Annotated in this window: 14 protein-coding genes and 1 riboswitch; of the genes, 8 read left to right on the top strand and 6 right to left on the bottom strand. The window is 65.8% G+C overall.

Annotated elements, in window-relative coordinates:
- From CCUG20998_RS01000 to CCUG20998_RS00970, 7 genes are all read left to right on the top strand, one after another.
- Complete coding sequence (locus CCUG20998_RS01000) at nt 1-1,371, top strand: aromatic ring-hydroxylating oxygenase subunit alpha (RefSeq protein WP_020731332.1); 1,371 nt, start codon at nt 1-3, stop codon at nt 1,369-1,371.
- 317 nt (nt 1,372-1,688) lie between these two features.
- Nucleotides 1,689-1,780, top strand: a riboswitch (glycine riboswitch).
- 256 nt (nt 1,781-2,036) lie between these two features.
- The gene (gene gcvP / locus CCUG20998_RS00995) at nt 2,037-4,826 is read left to right on the top strand and encodes an aminomethyl-transferring glycine dehydrogenase (protein WP_231389836.1); all 2,790 of its coding nucleotides are present in this window, start codon (nt 2,037-2,039) and stop codon (nt 4,824-4,826) included.
- A gap of 17 nt (nt 4,827-4,843) precedes the next feature.
- The gene (gene gcvT, locus CCUG20998_RS00990) at nt 4,844-5,971 is read left to right on the top strand and encodes a glycine cleavage system aminomethyltransferase GcvT (protein WP_020731329.1); all 1,128 of its coding nucleotides are present in this window, start codon (nt 4,844-4,846) and stop codon (nt 5,969-5,971) included.
- A 46-nt stretch (nt 5,972-6,017) separates the two neighbouring features.
- On the top strand, nt 6,018-6,422 hold the full coding sequence (gene gcvH, locus CCUG20998_RS00985) for a glycine cleavage system protein GcvH (RefSeq protein ID WP_020731328.1): 405 nt from the start codon (nt 6,018-6,020) through the stop codon (nt 6,420-6,422).
- Complete coding sequence (gene glyA, locus CCUG20998_RS00980; protein ID WP_012392204.1) at nt 6,419-7,696, top strand: serine hydroxymethyltransferase; 1,278 nt, start codon at nt 6,419-6,421, stop codon at nt 7,694-7,696. Before gcvH ends, glyA begins: the two co-directional genes overlap by 4 nt.
- Complete coding sequence (locus CCUG20998_RS00975; protein WP_038578306.1) at nt 7,693-9,078, top strand: L-serine ammonia-lyase; 1,386 nt, start codon at nt 7,693-7,695, stop codon at nt 9,076-9,078. The genes glyA and CCUG20998_RS00975 overlap by 4 nt, the downstream gene beginning before the upstream one ends.
- Nucleotides 9,079-9,195: 117 nt before the next feature.
- A complete protein-coding gene (locus CCUG20998_RS00970) occupies nt 9,196-10,809 on the top strand; it encodes an FAD-binding protein (protein WP_020731325.1) in 1,614 nt (537 codons plus the stop codon).
- Nucleotides 10,810-10,867: 58 nt separating this feature from the next.
- Here CCUG20998_RS00970 and CCUG20998_RS00965 read toward each other — a convergent pair whose 3' ends face one another.
- Both CCUG20998_RS00965 and CCUG20998_RS00960 read right to left on the bottom strand, forming a co-directional pair.
- Nucleotides 10,868-11,425, bottom strand: a complete 558-nt coding sequence (locus CCUG20998_RS00965; protein ID WP_011742382.1) for a TetR/AcrR family transcriptional regulator — start codon at nt 11,423-11,425, stop codon at nt 10,868-10,870.
- Between the two features lie 77 nt (nt 11,426-11,502).
- Complete coding sequence (locus tag CCUG20998_RS00960; RefSeq protein ID WP_116269083.1) at nt 11,503-13,044, bottom strand: PPE domain-containing protein; 1,542 nt, start codon at nt 13,042-13,044, stop codon at nt 11,503-11,505.
- A 607-nt stretch (nt 13,045-13,651) separates the two neighbouring features.
- Here CCUG20998_RS00960 and espB point away from each other — a divergent pair.
- Entirely contained in the window at nt 13,652-15,199 is a 1,548-nt protein-coding gene (espB, locus tag CCUG20998_RS00955) for an EspB family ESX-1 secretion system-associated protein (RefSeq protein ID WP_116269082.1), read from the top strand.
- A 468-nt stretch (nt 15,200-15,667) separates the two neighbouring features.
- Here espB and CCUG20998_RS00945 read toward each other — a convergent pair whose 3' ends face one another.
- The 4 genes from CCUG20998_RS00945 to CCUG20998_RS00930 all read right to left on the bottom strand — a co-directional run bounded on the left by CCUG20998_RS00945 (nt 15,668) and on the right by CCUG20998_RS00930 (nt 19,063).
- Nucleotides 15,668-16,120, bottom strand: a complete 453-nt coding sequence (locus tag CCUG20998_RS00945; protein ID WP_240642835.1) for a hypothetical protein — start codon at nt 16,118-16,120, stop codon at nt 15,668-15,670.
- Between the two features lie 152 nt (nt 16,121-16,272).
- On the bottom strand, nt 16,273-18,333 hold the full coding sequence (locus CCUG20998_RS00940) for a hypothetical protein (protein ID WP_020731321.1): 2,061 nt from the start codon (nt 18,331-18,333) through the stop codon (nt 16,273-16,275).
- Nucleotides 18,334-18,336: 3 nt separating this feature from the next.
- Nucleotides 18,337-18,708: a hypothetical protein gene (locus CCUG20998_RS00935; protein ID WP_231389810.1), complete on the bottom strand. Its 372-nt coding sequence runs from the start codon at nt 18,706-18,708 to the stop codon at nt 18,337-18,339.
- A 7-nt stretch (nt 18,709-18,715) separates the two neighbouring features.
- A complete protein-coding gene (locus CCUG20998_RS00930) occupies nt 18,716-19,063 on the bottom strand; it encodes a hypothetical protein (RefSeq protein ID WP_012392194.1) in 348 nt (115 codons plus the stop codon).
- Between the last annotated feature and the right edge of the window lie 14 nt (nt 19,064-19,077).

The raw sequence follows: 19,077 nt of genomic DNA, 5'->3' as shown, positions 1-19,077 counted from the left end.
ATGAGCACCGCCGCCGGCAATCCCGCCCGCACTCGCGACGAGGACGCGATTGGAGTTCCGCCGGCTTCCCCGACACTGGTGCCCGCGCAGCGCTACCACTCCCCCGCGTTCGCCCAGCTCGAAATCGAACGAATGTGGCCCAAGGTGTGGCAGCTCGCCTGCATGCTCGACCATGTCGCCGCGCCGGGCGACTACTTCGAGTACCGCTGCGGCCCCTATTCGGTACTGATCGTCCACGACTGCGACGGCGTGCTGCGCGCATTCCAGAATGTGTGTCGCCATCGGGGCAATTCGCTGTGCGCGGGCTCGGGTTCGGGCCTGCGTGAACTGAAGTGCGGCTACCACGGCTGGACCTGGGATCTGACCGGAGAACTGCGGCGAGTGCCCAATCGCAAGGGTTTCGGCTCGCTGCACATGCCCGACTTCCCGTTGCTGCCCGTGCGGGTCGAGACCTGGGAGGGCCTGGTCTTCGTCAGTCTCGACGTCACCGCGATGCCATTGATGGATTACCTGGACCCGATACCCGAAGACATCGCGTGGTGCGGGCTGAGTGATTTTCGCTGCTACGCCACGCTCACCGTGGAAGTCGACGCCAATTGGAAGACCATCGCTGACGGCTACAGCGAGACCTACCACATTCAGACATTGCATCCCGAATTGTTGCGCTGTGTCGACGATATTCACGCCCCACAACAGATCTGGAGGCACGCTGGGAAGTCGGACCAGCTCTACGGTGTGCCGAGCCCACGCTTCGAAGGCACCCTGAGCGACCAAGAGGTCTGGGACGCTTACGTTTACACACAGGGTGCGCTGATGGGCGCGGCCGAAGGCACGCCGTTGCCAGCCGACGAGCGCCGGCCCGGCCAGTCGGTTCAGGATCTCATTGCGGCACGCACCCGAGCCTTTGCCGCCACCCGCGGTGTCGACCTCGAGTGGGCCGACACCGATCGGATAACCCGACTGCATCAGTACAACGTGTTTCCCAACATGACGTTTCTGGCCAACGCGGACCACCTGACCATCATGTGCTCGCGGCCCCAGCCGGAGCACTTCGCCGATCCCGACAAGGGCGAGATGGTGATGTTTCTGATGACGCGGATGCCGCCGGACGCGCCGCGTAACAAGCCGACAGACGTCCGGATGGCCGCCGACCAGGCCGAGCCCGGGATCGTGCTCACTCAAGACATCCGCGTGCTCCCGGGTGTCCAGCGCGGCTTGCATCAGCCCGGCTTCACCCATCTGGTGCTGTCCGGCGAGGAACGGCGGATCATCAACATGCACCGCAACCTGGAGCGCTACCTCGATCTACCCGAACCCGAGCGGATGAGCGGGGGCGGACTTCGCCCCGGACCGGGGGCCCCGCGTGTGTGATGGTTCACATCGGGCGGATCGGATCAGCAATCGATCCGGCACCCACCGCAGCTCCGGCCGCCGTTTTCGCAGCTGAACAGCGGTCCGAATGCGGCGCCGCGGGCCCCGAATATTATTGTGCGCATCCGCGTTTAACGCTCGATGGTCAAATGTGTCCGGTCTTGGTCGCCCCGGGCCTGCAGCCAACCGCCCGCCCGTGCGGTGTCCGGCCAACCGCCGGGCACCGCCAAATGTGGCCAATCGGGGGAGTGACAAGACGACGAGTCGGTGTGTATGTTGACTGCTCGTCACAACAAAATAGCCAACAACATTGCTGTTGACGCGACGCGGGAGAAACCTCGCTATCGAGGCGCCGTAGGAGCAATCTCCTCCCCGAGAATCTCTCAGGCCCCAGTACCGCATCGCCGAGGCGACTCTGGAGACAAGGATCGGTCACCTAGACCGTGCCTTACCGAAGGTGTACGACGTCGCTGTAATGGCGGCGCCACAGACTCTCAGGTTTCAGGACAGAGCGGGGAGGGAGCAACCAGCCCGGTGCGATCCGGGCCCACGGAAACCGGAGTTGCCCCTTGTCTGAAACATATGAACAACTGCACGGCGGTCGCGCTGTCGCTTCCAGTTTCGTGCCCCGTCACATCGGCCCCGATCCCGCGGCGATTGCGCACATGCTCGCCACGGTCGGCTACCCCAGCCTCGATGACCTCATCGATGCTGCCGTGCCGGCGCGGATCCGAAACACCGCGCCGATGGCCCTGCCCGCGGCTCGAACCGAACAGCAGGTGCTCACTGATCTGGCCTCGATGGCCGAACGCAACACGATCCGGGTGTCCATGATCGGCCAGGGCTACTCGCCGTGTGTGACACCAGAAGTGCTGCGCCGCAACCTCATCGAATCGCCGGCCTGGTACACGGCGTATACCCCTTATCAGCCCGAGATCTCGCAGGGCCGTCTCGAGGCGCTGCTGACCTTCCAGACCATGATCGAGGACCTCACCGGGCTGCCACTGGCCGGCGCGTCGTTGCTCGACGAGGCGACAGCGGTCGTGGAAGCGATGCTGCTGATGCGGCGGTCCAGCAAGAGCCCGTCTGCACGACTGTTGGTCGACAGCGACTGCTTCACCCAGACCCTGTCGGTGCTTCGGACCCGTGCGGCAGCGGTGGGCATCGACATCGAACTCGTTGACATCGAAAAGAAGCTGCCCGAGGGCGACTTCTTCGGCATCGTGCTGCAAGCACCCGGCGCCAGCGGCGCGGTACGGCACCTGGGCCGGTTGATCGCCACCGCGAAAGCCCGGGGCGCCATGACCACCGTCGCCGCGGACCTGCTGTCGCTGACCCTGTTGACCCCGCCAGGGGAACTCGGCGCCGACATCGCGGTGGGCTCGGCCCAGAGATTCGGTGTTCCGCTGTTCTTCGGCGGGCCCCACGCCGGGTACATGGCGGTCCGGAGCGGGCTGGAGCGGGCACTGCCGGGCCGGCTGGTCGGGGTGTCCAAGGACGTCAACGGCGCACCGGCCTACCGACTTGCCCTGCAGACGCGCGAACAGCACATCCGCCGCGACAAGGCCACCAGCAACATCTGCACCGCCCAGGCACTGCTGGCCAACGTCGCCGCGATGTACGCCGTCTATCACGGACCGGAGGGGCTGCGCGACATCGCTTCTCGAGTTCACGCCCATGCTGTGTCGATTGCGGCCAGCCTGCGCCACCACGGCTACACCGTGGCCCATGACCAGTTCTTCGACACCGTGCTGGTCGAAGTCCCAGGCCGCGCCGGCGAATTGATCGCACGCGCGGAAAGCCTCGGCATCAATCTGCGACGTGCGGGTTCTGACCATGTCGGAATCAGCTGCGACGAGACCACCACCACCGAGGTCATCACTTTGGTGCTCAAGGCCTTCGATGTCGAACGCATCGCGCCGAGCCGATCCCCCCTGGGCTCGGAGTTGCTCAGGACAACGCCCTACCTGCAGCACGGCGTATTCCACGAACACCGCTCCGAGACCGCCATGATGCGGTTCCTGCGCAAGCTCTCGGATCGCGACCTGGCCCTGGACCGCACCATGATCCCGCTGGGTTCGTGCACCATGAAGCTCAACTCCGCGGTCGAAATGGCCCCGATCAGCTGGCCAGAGTTCGCGGCCATCCACCCGCACGCCCCGATTGCGCAGACCACGGGATATCGGGAGCTGATCGCCGATCTCGAGCGCTGGCTGGCCGAGATCACCGGCTACGACCGCGTCTCGCTGCAGCCCAACGCGGGATCCCAGGGCGAACTCGCCGGCCTGCTCGCCATTCACGGCTACCACGCCAGCCGCGGCGAGCAGCAACGCCGAATCTGCCTGATTCCGCAGTCGGCTCATGGCACCAACGCGGCCTCGGCGGTGCTGGCCGGCATGCAGGTGGTCGTGGTGGCCACCGCCGCCGACGGCAGCATCGACCTAGCCGACCTGCGCGCCAAGATCAGCACCCATTCAGCGGAGCTGGCGGCCATCATGCTCACCTACCCGTCCACCCATGGTGTCTACGAGCCCGACGTCACCACCGTGTGCGATCTGGTGCACAAGGCGGGCGGCCAGGTGTACATCGACGGCGCCAACCTCAACGCGCTGGTGGGAATCGCGCGGCCGGGCCATTTCGGCGGCGACGTCTCACACCTGAACCTGCACAAGACATTCTGCATTCCGCACGGCGGGGGTGGACCCGGTGTGGGCCCGGTCGCGGTGCGGGCGCACCTGGCCCCGTTCCTGCCGGACGACCCGCACCAGGACACCAGTGACTCGTCGGTGGCGGCGGCGAACTACGGATCAGCCGGGATCTTGCCGATCACCTGGGCCTATATCGCTCTGATGGGTCCCGACGGCCTGGCCACGGCCACCAAGTCGGCCGTGCTGTCAGCCAACTACCTGGCCGCCAGGCTCAACGACCACTACCCGGTGCTCTACACCGGTCCACACGGATTGGTCGCCCACGAGTGCATTCTGGATCTGCGGGAATTGACCCGCCGCTCCGGAGTCACCGCAGAGGACGTCGCCAAGCGGCTCATCGACTACGGATTCCACGCCCCCACGCTGGCGTTTCCGGTAAGCGGCACGCTGATGGTGGAACCGACCGAGTCCGAAGATCTGGCCGAGCTCGACCGGTTCGTCGATGCGATGGTCGCCATCCGCGGCGAAATCGACCTGGTCATGTGGGGCGAGTGGCCCTTGGAGGCCAGCCCACTGCGCCAAGCCCCGCACACCGCCGAAATGGTGTGTGCAGATACCTGGGACCTGCCGTACCCGCGCAGTGTGGCCGCATTCCCGGCGCCCTGGCTGGTCACCGACAAGTACTGGCCTCCGGTGCGGCGCATCGATGGCGTACACGGCGATCGCAACCTGGTCTGCTCGTGCCCGTCGCCAGCGGCCTTCGAGTCGACGTTGCCGCCGAAATCCGCTTCACTTCAAGTACTTTGACCAGCAAGGGAATAGACATGACGACCAGCAGGACCACACCGGCCACTCCATTGCTGCAGCAGCACCATGAGCTGGGTGCCCGCTTCACCGACTTTGCCGGCTGGCAAATGCCGGTGCGCTACGGCAGCGAGCTCACCGAACATCACACTGTGCGCAGCGCCGCCGGATTGTTCGATCTGTCGCACATGGGCGAAATCGAGGTCCTCGGTCCCGGGGCCGCGGCCGCCCTGGACTACGCGTTGGTGGGCGCGTTCTCCGGCCTCAAGGTAGGAAAGGCCAAGTACTCACTGCTGTGCCAGGAGGACGGCGGTGTGATCGATGACCTGGTGGCATATCGGCTCGCCGAGGACAATTTCCTCGTCGTTGCCAACGCCGCCAACGTGGCGGCCGTCTACGAAGCGCTGGTCCAACGGGCCGCCGGATTCGACGCCACGGTCACCGACCGCTCCCAGGACACCGCGCTCATCGCGTTGCAGGGACCCGTCGCCGAGCGGGTGCTGTGCAAGGTGGTCGCCGAGGCCGACCGGGCCACGGTCACCGAGCTCAAGTACTACGCGGCCACGCAAATACAGCTGGGCGAGATACCAGTGCTGCTGGCCCGCACCGGATACACCGGCGAAGACGGATTCGAACTCTACGTCGACAACGCGCACGCCGCCCCGGTCTGGCACCTGCTACTCGACGCCGGTCGCGCCGACGGCGTCATCCCGGCCGGATTGGCCTGCCGCGACACGCTGCGGCTGGAAGCCGGTATGGCGCTCTACGGCCATGAACTCTCGCTGGAGACCAGCCCATACGACGCGGGACTGGGCCGAACGGTACGACTCGAGAAGTACTTCGTCGGCCGCGATGCCCTCGCCGAACTGGCCGCGCAGGGACCGCGACGCACGCTGATCGGCCTGCAGGGACTCGGCAAGCGCGCCGCTCGGGCCGGATATGCGGTGTACACCGAGGACGGCCAGCGGCAGATCGGGACGGTCACGTCGGGGGCTCTTTCTCCCACGCTGGGCTACCCGATCGCGATCAGCTATGTCGAAGCCGGCACGGTAGACACTGATTCTATTGTCGCCGTGGATATCCGGGGCAGCATGGAACACTTCCGGGTAGTCGCGACACCGTTCTACGTGCGACCGCGCCCAGCCTGATCCTCATGACCATCGCGACCGCCCACGCATCCCAAGAAAGGCGACCATGACCGACCGCAAAATACCTGGCGACCGCAGCTACACCGCTGACCATGAGTGGATCGACATCGCACCCGGTGCGGCCACACCCGACGGTCCCGTCCGCGTCGGCATCACCTCGGTTGCTGTTGAAGCCCTCGGCGACCTCGTCTTCGTGCAACTGCCCGAGGTCGGCGAGACCGTCTCCGCGGGCGAGTCCTGCGGGGAAGTGGAATCGACAAAGACCGTTTCGGATTTGATCGCCCCCGCCAGCGGTGAGATCGTCGAGGTCAACACCGCCGCCGTCGATGACCCGGCAACCATCGCCACCGATCCCTACGGCGCGGGTTGGCTGTACTCCGTGCGGCCGGCCGCCGTAGGAGAGCTGTTGACCGCCAGCGAGTACGCCGGACAGAACGGACTAAGCTTGTGACCATCCTCAACGAATCCCTAAGCACCTTCGACCCCGACATCGCGGCCCTGATCGACAGCGAGCTCAACCGCCAGGAAACCGGGCTGGAAATGATCGCCTCGGAGAACTACGCACCGCTGGCGGTGATGCAGGCCCAAGGCTCGGTCCTGACCAACAAGTACGCCGAGGGCTACCCGGGCCGGCGCTACTACGGCGGCTGCGAATTCGTCGACGGTGTGGAGCAATTGGCCATCGACCGCGTCAAAGCGCTCTTCGGCGCCGAATACGCCAACGTGCAACCACATTCGGGTGCGACTGCCAATGCGTCCGCCATGCACGCGTTGCTCAATCCCGGCGACACCATTCTCGGGCTCTCGCTGGCTCACGGGGGCCACCTCACCCACGGGATGCGAATCAATTTCTCCGGCAAGCTCTACAACGTCGCGGCCTATGAGGTGTCCAAAGACGACTACCTCATTGACATGGATGCCGTCGCTCAAGCAGCCCGCGATCACCAGCCCAAGATGATCATCGCGGGCTGGTCGGCATACCCCCGGCAGTTGGACTTCGCCCGATTCCGTGAGATCGCCGACGAGGTCGGTGCCGTGCTGATGGTCGACATGGCACATTTCGCCGGCCTGGTCGCCACCGGCCTGCACCCCAGCCCGGTGCCGCACGCGCACGTCGTCACCTCCACCACGCACAAGACGCTGGGTGGGCCGCGCGGCGGCATCATCTTGTCCAACGATGCGGCCATCGCCAAGAAGATCAACTCCGCGGTGTTCCCCGGCCAGCAGGGCGGGCCGCTCGAACACGTCATCGCCGCGAAGGCCACCGCCTTCAAAATGGCTGCGCAGCCCGAATTCGTGCAGCGCCAACAGCGTTGCCTCGACGGTGCCCGAATCCTGGCCGATCGGTTGAACCAGCCCGATGTCGCCGAACGGGGCATCACCGTGTTGACCGGCGGAACCGACGTTCACCTGGTACTGGTCGACCTGCGCAACGCCGACCTTGATGGCCAGCAAGCCGAGGACCGGCTGGCCGCCGTCGACATCACGGTCAACCGCAACGCCGTCCCATTCGATCCGCGGCCCCCGATGGTCACCTCCGGGCTGCGCATCGGCACCCCCGCGCTGGCCTCGCGCGGCTTCTCCCACGACGACTTCGGCGCCGTAGCCGACATCGTCGCGGCGGCACTGACCGCTGCTGACGACGACCAGCTGGGTGAGCTGCGCAAGCAGGTCCAGGAGCTCGCCGCGCGCTATCCGCTGTACCCGGAACTGCACAAGCCATGACGATCAGCGTTTTCGAACTCTTCACCGTGGGCATCGGGCCCTCCAGTTCCCACACCGTGGGCCCGATGCGCGCGGCCAACGAGTTCATCGCTACGCTGCGCAGCGCAGGGCAGCGCGATGCCGTCGCCGCGGTACAAATCGATCTCTTCGGCTCGCTCGCGGCCACCGGCGCGGGCCACGGCACCATGTCCGCGGTGCTACTCGGCCTGGAAGGCTTTCAGCCCGAGGCGATCAGCAGCGAAGCCAAGGAGCGCCGGCTCGCCGAAATCGCCGAGTCCGGGGTCACCCGGATCGACGGCACCGTGGCGGTCCCCCTTACCGAGGGGGACGTCAAGCTGCATCCCGACGTCGTCTTGCCCACCCACCCCAACGGGATGACGCTGACCGCCACCGATTCCGGGGGGCGGGTGCTGGCCACCGAGACCTACTTCTCTGTCGGCGGCGGCTTTATCGTCACAGCGGGTTCCGATCACAGCGACGACCGCCATTCATGTCGCACCCCCCTGCCGTACTCCTCAGGCCAGGAGTTGCTCGACATCTGCGACCAATTCGGCATCTCGATCAGCGAGGTGGCGCTACGCAACGAATCATGCTGTCGCAGTGCACAAGACGTCCGAAGCGGTCTGCTGCACCTACGCGACGTCATGGTGGAGTGCGAACAGCAGAGCATTTCGCGCGACGGTTTACTCCCGGGCAGCCTGCAGGTGCGGCGTCGCGCGAAAAGCTGGTATGAGCGCTTGAACGCCGAAGACCCGAACCGCAAACCCGAATTCGCCGAGGATTGGGTCAACCTGGTTGCGCTGGCCGTCAATGAGGAGAACGCTTCCGGCGGCCGCGTCGTCACGGCGCCAACAAACGGTGCTGCCGGCATTGTGCCCGCCGTCCTGCATTACGCCGCCCACTACACGCAAGCCGGTAACGCGGACTCCGAGGACGCCACGGTTCGTTTTCTGCTGACCGCGGGCGCCATCGGATCCCTATTCAAGGAGCGGGCGTCGATTTCCGGGGCCGAGGTGGGCTGTCAGGGCGAAGTCGGCTCCGCGGCCGCGATGGCCGCCGCCGGACTGGCGGAGGTCCTCGGTGGCACGCCGCGGCAAGTGGAAAACGCCGCCGAGATTGCCATGGAACACAGCCTTGGCCTGACCTGCGATCCCATCGCCGGGCTGGTGCAGATCCCCTGCATCGAGCGCAACGCGATCTCCGCGGGTAAGGCCATCAACGCCGCCCGAATGGCGCTGCGGGGTGACGGTTTCCACCGCGTGACCCTTGACCAGGTGATCGATACCATGCGGGCTACCGGCGCCGACATGCACGCCAAGTACAAGGAGACCTCGGCCGGCGGCCTGGCCATCAACGTGGCCGTCAACATCGTCGAGTGCTGAGGACGTTTCGGTCGCTCCCCATGCCGCCGGTGCAGCCCGCCTCGATCCCCTTCGCCGCGCATTGGCACCTGTTACAGTCACCCGCGCCGGCAAGCGAAGACTGATTGGGGTAGCCGCATGGCTGATGACACACCGGAGCACATTGTCGAATCCACCGACGTAGTCGTGATCGGTTTTGGCGCGGCAGGTGTGTCCGCTGCCATCACGGCACGCGAACAGGGCGTGCAGGTGGTGGCGCTGGATCGGGCTAATGGTGGTGGCGCAACCGCGATATCGGGCGGCATCATCTATGCCGGCGGTGGTACGGCGGTCCAGCAGCAAGCCGGTGTGCGCGACAGCTTCGAACAGATGCTGACCTATCTCCGCCTGGAAGTCGCAGATGCGGTCAGCGAGTCAACCCTGGAATCATTCGTGCGCAGTAGCCCCGAAATGATCGACTGGCTGAGCAACTACGGCGTGCCTTTCGACTCCACCGTTTGCCCCTACAAAACCTCGTTTCCGAATAATCACTACTACCTCTACCACTCGGGTAGCGAGAATTCCGGGGCGTTTCGCAGCCACACTCCGCCCGTCCAGCGCGGACACCGGGTCAAGGGAAAAGGCACCTCGGGCAAGCAGCTGTATGCGCCACTGGCCAAAGCCGCACTCTCCCTTGGTGTTCAGTTCTACCCCCACACCAAGGTGACAAAGCTGCTGCAGGACTCGACGGGTCGGGTGACCGGAGTCGAAGCGATGACGATGCACGATGCGCCACCCCGTATTCGGCGGACGTATGCCGCGTTGGCGGCGGTGTCCACCAAGCCCGGGATCTACTATCCGCCGCTGCGAAACTTGATGGAGCGCCGCCTGCGTGCCCTCGAGCGACGCTACGCCCGCGCGGTTCAGATCCGGGCACGCCGAGGGGTGGTCGTGTGTGCCGGTGGCTTCATCGCCAACAGCGAATGGATCAAACGGTATGCCCCGCGTTACGTGACCGGGCTTCAACTCGGCACCAGCGGTGATGACGGCAGCGGTATTGCGCTGGCACAGAGCGTGGGAGCGGTCACCGAACGGATGGACAACGTCTCGGCATGGCGCTTCATCACGCCACCGAGCGCATTCATCAGCACCGTCATGGTCGACCAGCAAGGTCAACGCGTCATCGACGAGAGTCGGTACGGCGCTGCGGTCGGCAAAGCCTTGGTGCAAGGTCACAACGCCAGGGCATGGCTGGTCGCCGATGCGGACTTGATGAATGAAGCTCGGCGCCAGATGCTCAAGCAGCCGTTGTGGTTTCAGCGCGCTCAAGCCGCGGCATTGATGGTCGCCGATTCGGTGAGGGCCGAGACGCTGGCCGACGTGGCGCGCAAGGCGGGCATCGATCCCGACGGCCTGCAGGCCACCGTCGACGCGCACAACAGCGCAATCGACGCCGCAGCGACAGACCCCGCCGGTAAGCCCGCGGAATTTGTGCGCCGGGTAGCCCGCGCTCCTTTCACCCTGCTGAACATCTCGGTTCGGCCCAGCCTGCTCAACCCCACCCCGATGCTGACCCTCGGCGGGATCAAGGTCGATGAACAGACCGGAGCCGTGCTCGACGCATCCGGTGCGGCGATTCCCGGTTTGTTCGGTGCGGGTCGCACGGCAACCGGCATCTGCTCCAACTCCTATGTCAGCGGGCTGTCCATCGCAGATTGCGTGTTTTCCGGGCGTCGCGCCGGCACCCACGCCGCCAGCGCCGCGCTCGAATAGCCCACCGGCAGCGCAACGGGGAAGCCGGCTCGGGCAAGTTCGGATCCGGAAACGGTCGTCACGGCGCGGGGTCGGTCAGGTAATGCACGATCACCGGCCGCAGCCATCTGATGAGTTCCTCGTCGTCCATGTGCAGCAACGGCGGGAGGCCGATTACGTAGCGGGCCGTCGCCACACCGACCATTTGCGCTGCCACCAGCGCGGCGCGTTCGGGCCCACGGTCCGGCACGATCGCCGATAGCGCTGGGCCGACCCGGTCGACGAATACCTCGACCAGCGCGTCCGCCGCGTCACGGTTGGTCGCGGCCGCGCGCAGCAGCGGGAGGAATGCCCCCCTGGGCCCCCAGACCCTGAGGAAATTGGGCAGCAGCGCGTCGGCGATGCGGTCCATTGGGATGCCCGAGAGATCCGGGAATTTGATGTCGAATCGGGTGGCTGCCGTGAAGAGCCCCGCCTTGCTGCCGAAGTAGTGCATGACCAGCGCCGGATCGACCCCGGCGGCCTTGGCCACCGATCGGATGGTTGTTCGCTCGAACCCGTTCTCCCCGAACTGGGACTGTGCGGCGTCCAGGATCGCTGACCGGGTGGCGGTTGCGTCTCGCGTCTTCACGGGCATGCCAACCAGTGTATTCAACGATCGTTGACAGTGGGGATATTGAGATCTAACCCATAGCGGATTGCCATCTTGGCTGCTCAGTAGCCCAGTGCTTCGCGTAGTGCGGCGGCGCGTAGTGCTGCGGCTAGTTGCTGGTCGATCTCGGGGGGACTGGCTGTGACCGGCGCGTGGTCTGGGGTTTCGTCGGGCTCGTGGCCGCCGATGAGGGCCTCGGTCCAGGCCCGGTCCTCGGTGTAGAGCGATTCCTGGCCGGTCTGGTCACGCTTGTCTTTGGGGCTGCTCGCGCCGTGTCCGCCGTGACCCACCGGCGCCATGCCCATCCCGCCACGGCCCGCGGCCGCCCCAGTCCCGCGAGCGGCCCCGCCGCCGGCGGCGCCCCCACCCGCGGCGGCCGCCGAAGCCGGGGCACCGGCGCCGGACGGCGATTGCAGCGGCATCGCCGCGCCCGCACCAGCCCCACCACCGAGCGCGGCCGGCTTCAGCGCCGGCCCACCCGGCACCCCCGAGGCCGCGGCCAGACCCGCCTTCGACGCCGATCCCATCCCGCCCATCGACGGGATGCCGCCCATCATCGGCATCATCGGCAGGCCCCCGGTTCCGGTGCCCGACCCCGAGGTCGATCCCGGCGTGGGAGTCGGAGTCGGGGCCGGAGTGGGCGCCGGCGCCGGCGGGCTGTACGCGGTGGGCGGCACCGGTGGATTCAATGGCGACAGCGGCAGATTCGCCTTCTTGGTGTACTCGGTGAGCACCGACTCCGACCTGCTCTGGTAGTCGGTGTACTGCTTCAAAATCACGTCTAGTTCTTTATTTGCTATGGCCATCTCCATATTGCGAATCCATAGCTTGCTCTCATGCTCAGCCTTTATCTTGCACTCCTCGGCTTGCCCCCACTGTTTGTCGAGTTTGTTCAACTGCGCGACCGTGGGGTGCTGAGTGACCGCCCAGCTATGCGCCGAGCTGATGCCCTGAACCTGCGCGACCAGCTGCTTGCACAGGTCGGCAATCTGATACACCCACTGCCGGAACTGCTCAAAGTTCGCCTCGACAGCGGTGGCGGCCTCACCCTGCCAATTCTGAAAAGGCCGGAAAGCCTCGGTGGAATCCAGCAACGGTTGCTGATAAGCGGTCCATGCGGCGGCAAACGCATTAAAAGAAGTGCCCTGATCAGGCTCGGCGATCTGCGCGGCCGCCGTGCGGACCGGGTAGTAAGGGGGAGCCGGGGGCACCGTGCTCGGGGCAGCAAGAAGACCAGAACGCACCCCGCCAAGACCAGCGCCAGCACCGGGGGCATGCGCACCCAGCACACCGCGCGGCGCCACCGCCGACACCGCGCCGCCCCCAGCGTTCAGCGCCTGTTCCACCTGCTCATCGGTGCCGACATAAGACTTGGCCGCCTCCCGAAGAGCATCAGCAAGCTGCTGTCGAGCCTTATTTCCCGCATCGATATAAGTCAGCATCGCGTTGGCCGAGAACACCAGATCCGCAGTCGCGTTAACGACCATCGGAAGCGCACACAGCGCCTCGAGGCTCGCCGTCGGCGGCGCGATCAACGACTCCAGCTCGGAAGCCCGGCCCATCAGCTCCTCGGGAACCACCTGCACATTAATCGGCTTGGTCATATCGCATTGAGTCTTTCGCGTCGGGGTCAAGACCGGTCCGGGTGGCCGGCGGCGGCAGGCGACCCCGTTGGCGCGCGTTCAACACGTGTTGATATGACGACGATAGATCCCGCCCTGCGCTATGTCAACGCCCGTTGAATGCACCACCGGGCCAACCGGCCACCCGCTCGGCCGCCGCCGTCGCAGCGTCGATCCGACCCCGGCCATGAATTACCCAGGCAGCAAGGAGCCCCTTTCGGCGGGCAGCGCAATTGGTTGAGCTGGTGGCGGCCCACCGGAATTACAGCAATGGCAATCGCTGCGACCACCCGTGGCCGACGAAAGAGCGGGCATTGCCTGACGCCGGCGTTATCGGCGACAGCGCGGGTGGCTACCGCGGCCCACGTCGCGAGAATTCGATGGACGCTGACGAGCAACACCAGGTCCGAGAGCCATCCGCATTGACACCGGCAGTATTTAGAATTTAGGATTAAATTACCGTCATTTGTTGAATTCATGGTGAATTCCTTGACCCCGTTGAATTAATGGTGAATTTGTGACACCCGGATCGCCGGGCCACCGGTTATTCAGGTTCGCCTTGACCCCGACGCGAAAGACTCAATGCGATATGACCAAGCCGATTAATGTGCAGGTGGTTCCCGAGGAGCTGATGGGCCGGGCTTCCGAGCTGGAGTCGTTGATCGCGGCGCCGACGGCGAGCCTCGAGGCGCTGTGTGCGCTTCCGATGGTCGTTAACGCGACTGCGGATCTGGTGTTCTCGGCCAACGCGATGCTGACTTATATCGATGCGGGAAATAAGGCTCGACAGCAGCTTGCTGATGCTCTTCGGGAGGCGGCCAAGTCTTATGTCGGCACCGATGAGCAGGTGGAACAGGCGCTGAACGCTGGGGGCGGCGCGGTGTCGGCGGTGGCGCCGCGCGGTGTGCTGGGTGCGCATGCCCTCGGTGCTGGCGCTGGTCTTGGCGGGGTGCGTTCTGGTCTTCTTGCTGCCCCGAGCACGGTGCCCCCGGCTCCCCCTTACTACCCGGTCCGCACGGCGGCCGCGCAGATCGCCGAGCCTGATCAGGGCACTTCTTTTAATGCGTTTGCCGCCGCATGGACCGCTTATCAGCAACCGTTGCTGGATTCCACCGAGGCTTTCCGGCCTTTTCAGAATTGGCAGGGTGAGGCCGCCACCGCTGTCGAGGCGAACTTTGAGCAGTTCCGGCAGTGGGTGTATCAGATTGCCGACCTGTGCAAGCAGCTGGTCGCGCAGGTTCAGGGCATCAGCTCGGCGCATAGCTGGGCGGTCACTCAGCACCCCACGGTCGCGCAGTTGGACAAACTCGACAAAACCTGGGAGCAGGTTCAGCGGGAGAAGATAGCAGCTGAGCATGATAGCGCGTGGATTCGCAATATGGAGTTAGCCATATTAAAGGGGGAAGAAAAGGCGCTTTTGAAGAAGTACACCGACTACCAGAACCAGTCGGAGTCGGTGCTCACCGAGTACACCAAGAAGGCGAATCTGCCGCTGTCGCCGTTAAATCCACCGGTGCCGCCCACCGCGTACAGCCCGCCACCGGCACCCACTCCGGACCCGACTCCGACACCGGATCCGACTCCCACGCCGGGATCGACCTCGGGGTCGGGCACCGGAACCGGGGGCCTGCCGATGATGCCGATGATGGGCGGCATCCCGTCGATGGGCGGGATGGGATCGGCGGCGAAGGCGGGTCTGGCCGCGGCCTCGGGGGTGCCGGGTGGGCCGGCGCTGAAGCCGGCCGCGCTCGGTGGTGGGGCTGGTGCGGGCGCGGCGATGCCGCTGCAATCGCCGTCCGGCGCCGGTGCCCCGGCTTCGGCGGCCGCCGCGGGTGGGGTCGCCGCCGGCGGCGGGGCCGCTCGCGGGACTGGGGCGGCCGCGGGCCGTGGCGGGATGGGCATGGCGCCGGTGGGTCACGGCGGACACGGCGCGAGCAGCCCCAAAGACAAGCGTGACCAGACCGGCCAGGAATCGCTCTACACCGAGGACCGGGCCTGGACCGAGGCCCTCATCGGCGGCCACGAGCCCGACGAAACCCCAGACCACGCGCCGGTCACAGCCAGTCCCCCCGAGATCGACCAGCAACTAGCCGCAGCACTACGCGCCGCCGCACTACGCGAAGCACTCGACTACTAACCAGCCAAGCCGGCAGCGGTCAATCACTCCACCTACCAACGCCCAACGCCGAAGACAACCAAAGGGATCCAGCGATGACCTCCCCTCTGACCGTCAGTATCCCCAGCCTGCGGACTGCGGCGGGTGAGCTGTTCGCGATCAGTACCGCAGCTGACTTTCCGAGGATTCCGCCGGGAGTCCTTGCGATCGGAACTGATCCGGCATCAGTACACTTCAATCGGCTTTCGCCGGCCATGTTGGGAACGTTGAACGCGAGGCTGCTGGCTATCCAAAAGGCTCTTTTCCAGCTGTCGAATGATATGGCTGCCGCGGCCCGCGCCTACCAAGAGGCCGATGCGGCCGGCAGGTAGGTCACCCCGGCCGGGCGGACGCGCGCCAGCTGACTAATGCGGTCCGGCGTTGACCGGCTCTTCGGACTTGGTGGAGACCTGGTGTGCGGATCCCGTTGGCGATCTTGATCTGTGCCGCTCAGATCTCGGCCAGCAGCACCGTGCCATCGGCCCCAATGTGCAGGCCGAGCCCGCTGACCTTCAAGATGTTGCTCACATGCTGCGCCGCGATCAACGGCGGGACCGCTTCGGGTTGGGCCTCCCGTGTCGCCTCGATCAGCGCTTGAGTGCTGAGGACGCCGGCGAAGATATCCTCCTTGACCTCCGTGGCGAATTCGCACACATCGAAGTGCCAGTCGGTGACAAGTGCGAGAGCGGCCAGCACGGACCTCATCTGTTCCAGGATTTCCTCGAACCTCACAGCGGCCGCGGCGCCGGCCGGGCCCTGCCAGCGACCATCCTCAAAAAGCGCCCCCGCCTCCCAGCACGCCTCCCCCACGTCTTCGAGCTGCGCGCACGTGCGGCGCAACGTCACCGCCAGGTCCGACACGAGGTCTTCCTCAATGCCGGGCCATCCGTCAGGTTCGAGCATCGCCGGGGCGTCGGCAGTGGTCGGTCTTGGGATGGGCATCGCTTAGCTACCTCCGATGGTTGACGCGGTCAGCTGCGTCCCGAGGGACCACCTTGCCCACTCACACCCTGGCCGAGTGCCGGCTCGGCCAGGGCGTGAGCAGCCGACCCCCATCAGGCAGCGATTGCTTGTGCGCTGTCGAGTTGCGCGGTGATGTACAGCCAGTACAGCCAGTCGGTCACCGCAGCGCGCTGGGCGTCGGCGTCGGCGGCGTTGTGTGCCCGCCAAAGTAGAATCTCTTGGCTGTGGGCCGCGTAGTTGTAGAACTCGGCCACGTGCGCAATCTCGCGGCCCGCGCACTCGCTGCCCATGGGTTTGAGTACCTCGAACCACAACCTGTGGCGTCGATCGACCGGCGCATTGGCATCCGCCGGTGCGGCGGGTAACAAGTCGATCAGACGCGCATCAACGGTCGCTGCCAGGCGCTTGGCTGCGCGTGGGTCCACCACCTCCAGCCGAGTTCGACCGCCCATCTGGCCGGTGTCGGGGATCTCGTCGGGTTGCAGCAGAATCTTCGGCACGCCGGGATCGCAGTTGGCCAGCTGTTCTTCGGTGGCGATGATCGCGCGCAGCGTGGCGTTGTGATGGGCGGCCCAGCCCTGCACGGCCATCACCGGGTAGGTGGCCCAGCGGGCCCGCTCGCTGGCGGCGATCCCCCGGTCGCTGCTGGCCATGTGCACCGCTGCGGGCAGGTGCACCCCGTCTGGGATGTAGGCCAGCCCGTAGCTGTTGGCCACCACGATCTCACCGTCGGCGGTCACAGCGGTGACCCAGAAGAACCCGAAATCATCGGTGCCGCCGACATCGGGTGCGTTCAGCGCCGCGGCGATGCGTCGCGCCAGGGCCAATGGATCGGGCGCCTCGCTGGTGCGTGGCGTCGAGGCCGCAGCGATCGCATCACGTTCCGCCAGCGCGGCGGCCACCGGAATCGCCACCAGCGCATCAGCATCCATCGTCTCGGCGGTGCCGGCGAAGTCCCCATCCGCAGTGGATCGGGCGTGCACCGGGGCCTTGCCCGCTGACTTGTCTGCTGCCGGTGTGATGGGCGTTCGACCCGATCGGGTGCCGGCTACCGGAGCACTCGAACGCACGCCCGGCCCCGCGGCGGCACCCCCCGACGCAAACGATGTCGTCGGTGCCGCCGAGGCTGACGAAGCGCCCGCCGCGGCGGCCGCCGGATCAGCCTGCGGTACTGGGGAACTCGCCCCGATCTGCGGCCCCAAGAACTGGGGCCGGATCCCTTGTCCACCCGGGTGCGCGCCACCCCCACCGGTGGGCACCGGTGCAGCGGCCGGCTCGGCTGCCGACGTGTCCGGCTCCGAGGAAGGCGGCCCTTGAGGGTCGGCCGCCGAGGATCCCGACATTCCCGCACCCGACATCGACGCCATCGACGCCATCGACGACAGTGAACTCAGACTCGACAGCGGGCTCAACGCGGCCGTCGCACCCGAGGTCGGCACCGAGGTGGCTGCCGGCGTGCTCCCCGACGTGGGTTGCACGGTGTCCGATGACGTCGAGTCCGAAGCCTGTTCTTGCTGGCCCAGTAGTGGCTTTATCGGCTTGGGGATGTTGTTGGAGATCGGCGCGGGTAGCGGCGGTAGCGGCGGGTCGAGATCGGGGAGGTAATCCGCGGGTGAGTTCATATCGATCGCCGGGAACAGGTCCTCCGGGATCAATCCCAAGCCCGTCTGCAGCGCCGTTGCGACGGTAACCACCATGGCGGTGTTCGACGCGTTGGCCTCAGCGAGCAGCGCCATGATCTGAAGGGGCGCGGCGGGGTTTTCCTCCGCGGAGGCCTCCAGTTCGTCCACCTCCGCTTCAGTCTCTATGACGAGCATGCAGATTCGCTTCTTGACCGTCATGAGCAGCGCGGCCATGTCGCCGTACCAGATGTATACGCCCAACAGCTGTTTGACCACGGTTTCCAGCCGCGAGCTGAAGTCGCTGAGCTTGGCGTGGGCGGCCTCCGCAGCATCTCCCGACCAGACATCCTTGGTGAACATCTCGCTCATCTGCTTGAGACAAGCCGAGTGCACTTCGCTCAGTTGCTTGTGTGCCATGAAGTAATCGCGAGCCTGGTTGATCAGGTCGAGCTCGTAGACGTTCGGCCACCCGTTCGGTTCGAGCATCGCCTCCGAGTTGGGGGTGTCCGGTTTCTTGACTATTTGCGGCATCGCCTAGCCACCTCTCACGATCTGAAAATCCTCATCGATCACGTCGGCCAAGGCCGACAGAATGCCGTGCAAGTGCGGCAGCGCTCGAGCCAGCCGCTCATCGAGTTCGGCTGGCATCTGCGGGTCGGCGGATTCCAGCACCTCTTGCAGGTATGCACGCCAGACCAGGGCCACTCGGTCGGTCCCCCGATAGTTCTTGGCCGCCCGCTCGAAACCCTGCGCAAGTTGTTGCGGCGCCTGGCTTCCGCGCGCACAGGAGCTCCGCCACGTGTCGCCCGAAAGGGTCAGGACTTCCGCCGCGCTCAGCACCTCCAACTCGGCGCCTTTCGGCGTCAGGTCTTTGGGCGCCACCTGCACATCTGGACGTCTCGTCATGTTTGCGTCAGTCCTCGACGCCAGTACCCGCCGGCGCCGGATTCGCGGCCGCCGGCGGTTGGAACTTGTACTGGCTGAGCTGCTCACCCAGCGTTTTGTCGGTGTTCGTATAGGTGTTGGCCGCGGTGACGATGTTGGCCCCCAACTGGTGCAGGGTGGATTGAGCGGTGTTGAGCACGTCTTTCACCGCGAAGTAGATGTGCGGCAGCACCTCATTGGCCGCGATCACCGCGTAGTCCATTTCCAGCCCGATCGGCGGCTTCGGCGGTGACGGAAACGAGAGGCCGCGCAGCGCGTCCCCGGCAGCCGCCAGGACAGGGGCATCGACAGTGACTGGATTCTTCGATGTCGTCATTCGTGGGTCCTTTT

The sequence above is a fragment of the Mycobacterium marinum genome (assembly GCF_003391395.1).
Lineage (GTDB): Bacteria > Actinomycetota > Actinomycetes > Mycobacteriales > Mycobacteriaceae > Mycobacterium > Mycobacterium marinum.
This window is presented reverse-complemented; position numbering and strand designations above follow the sequence as displayed.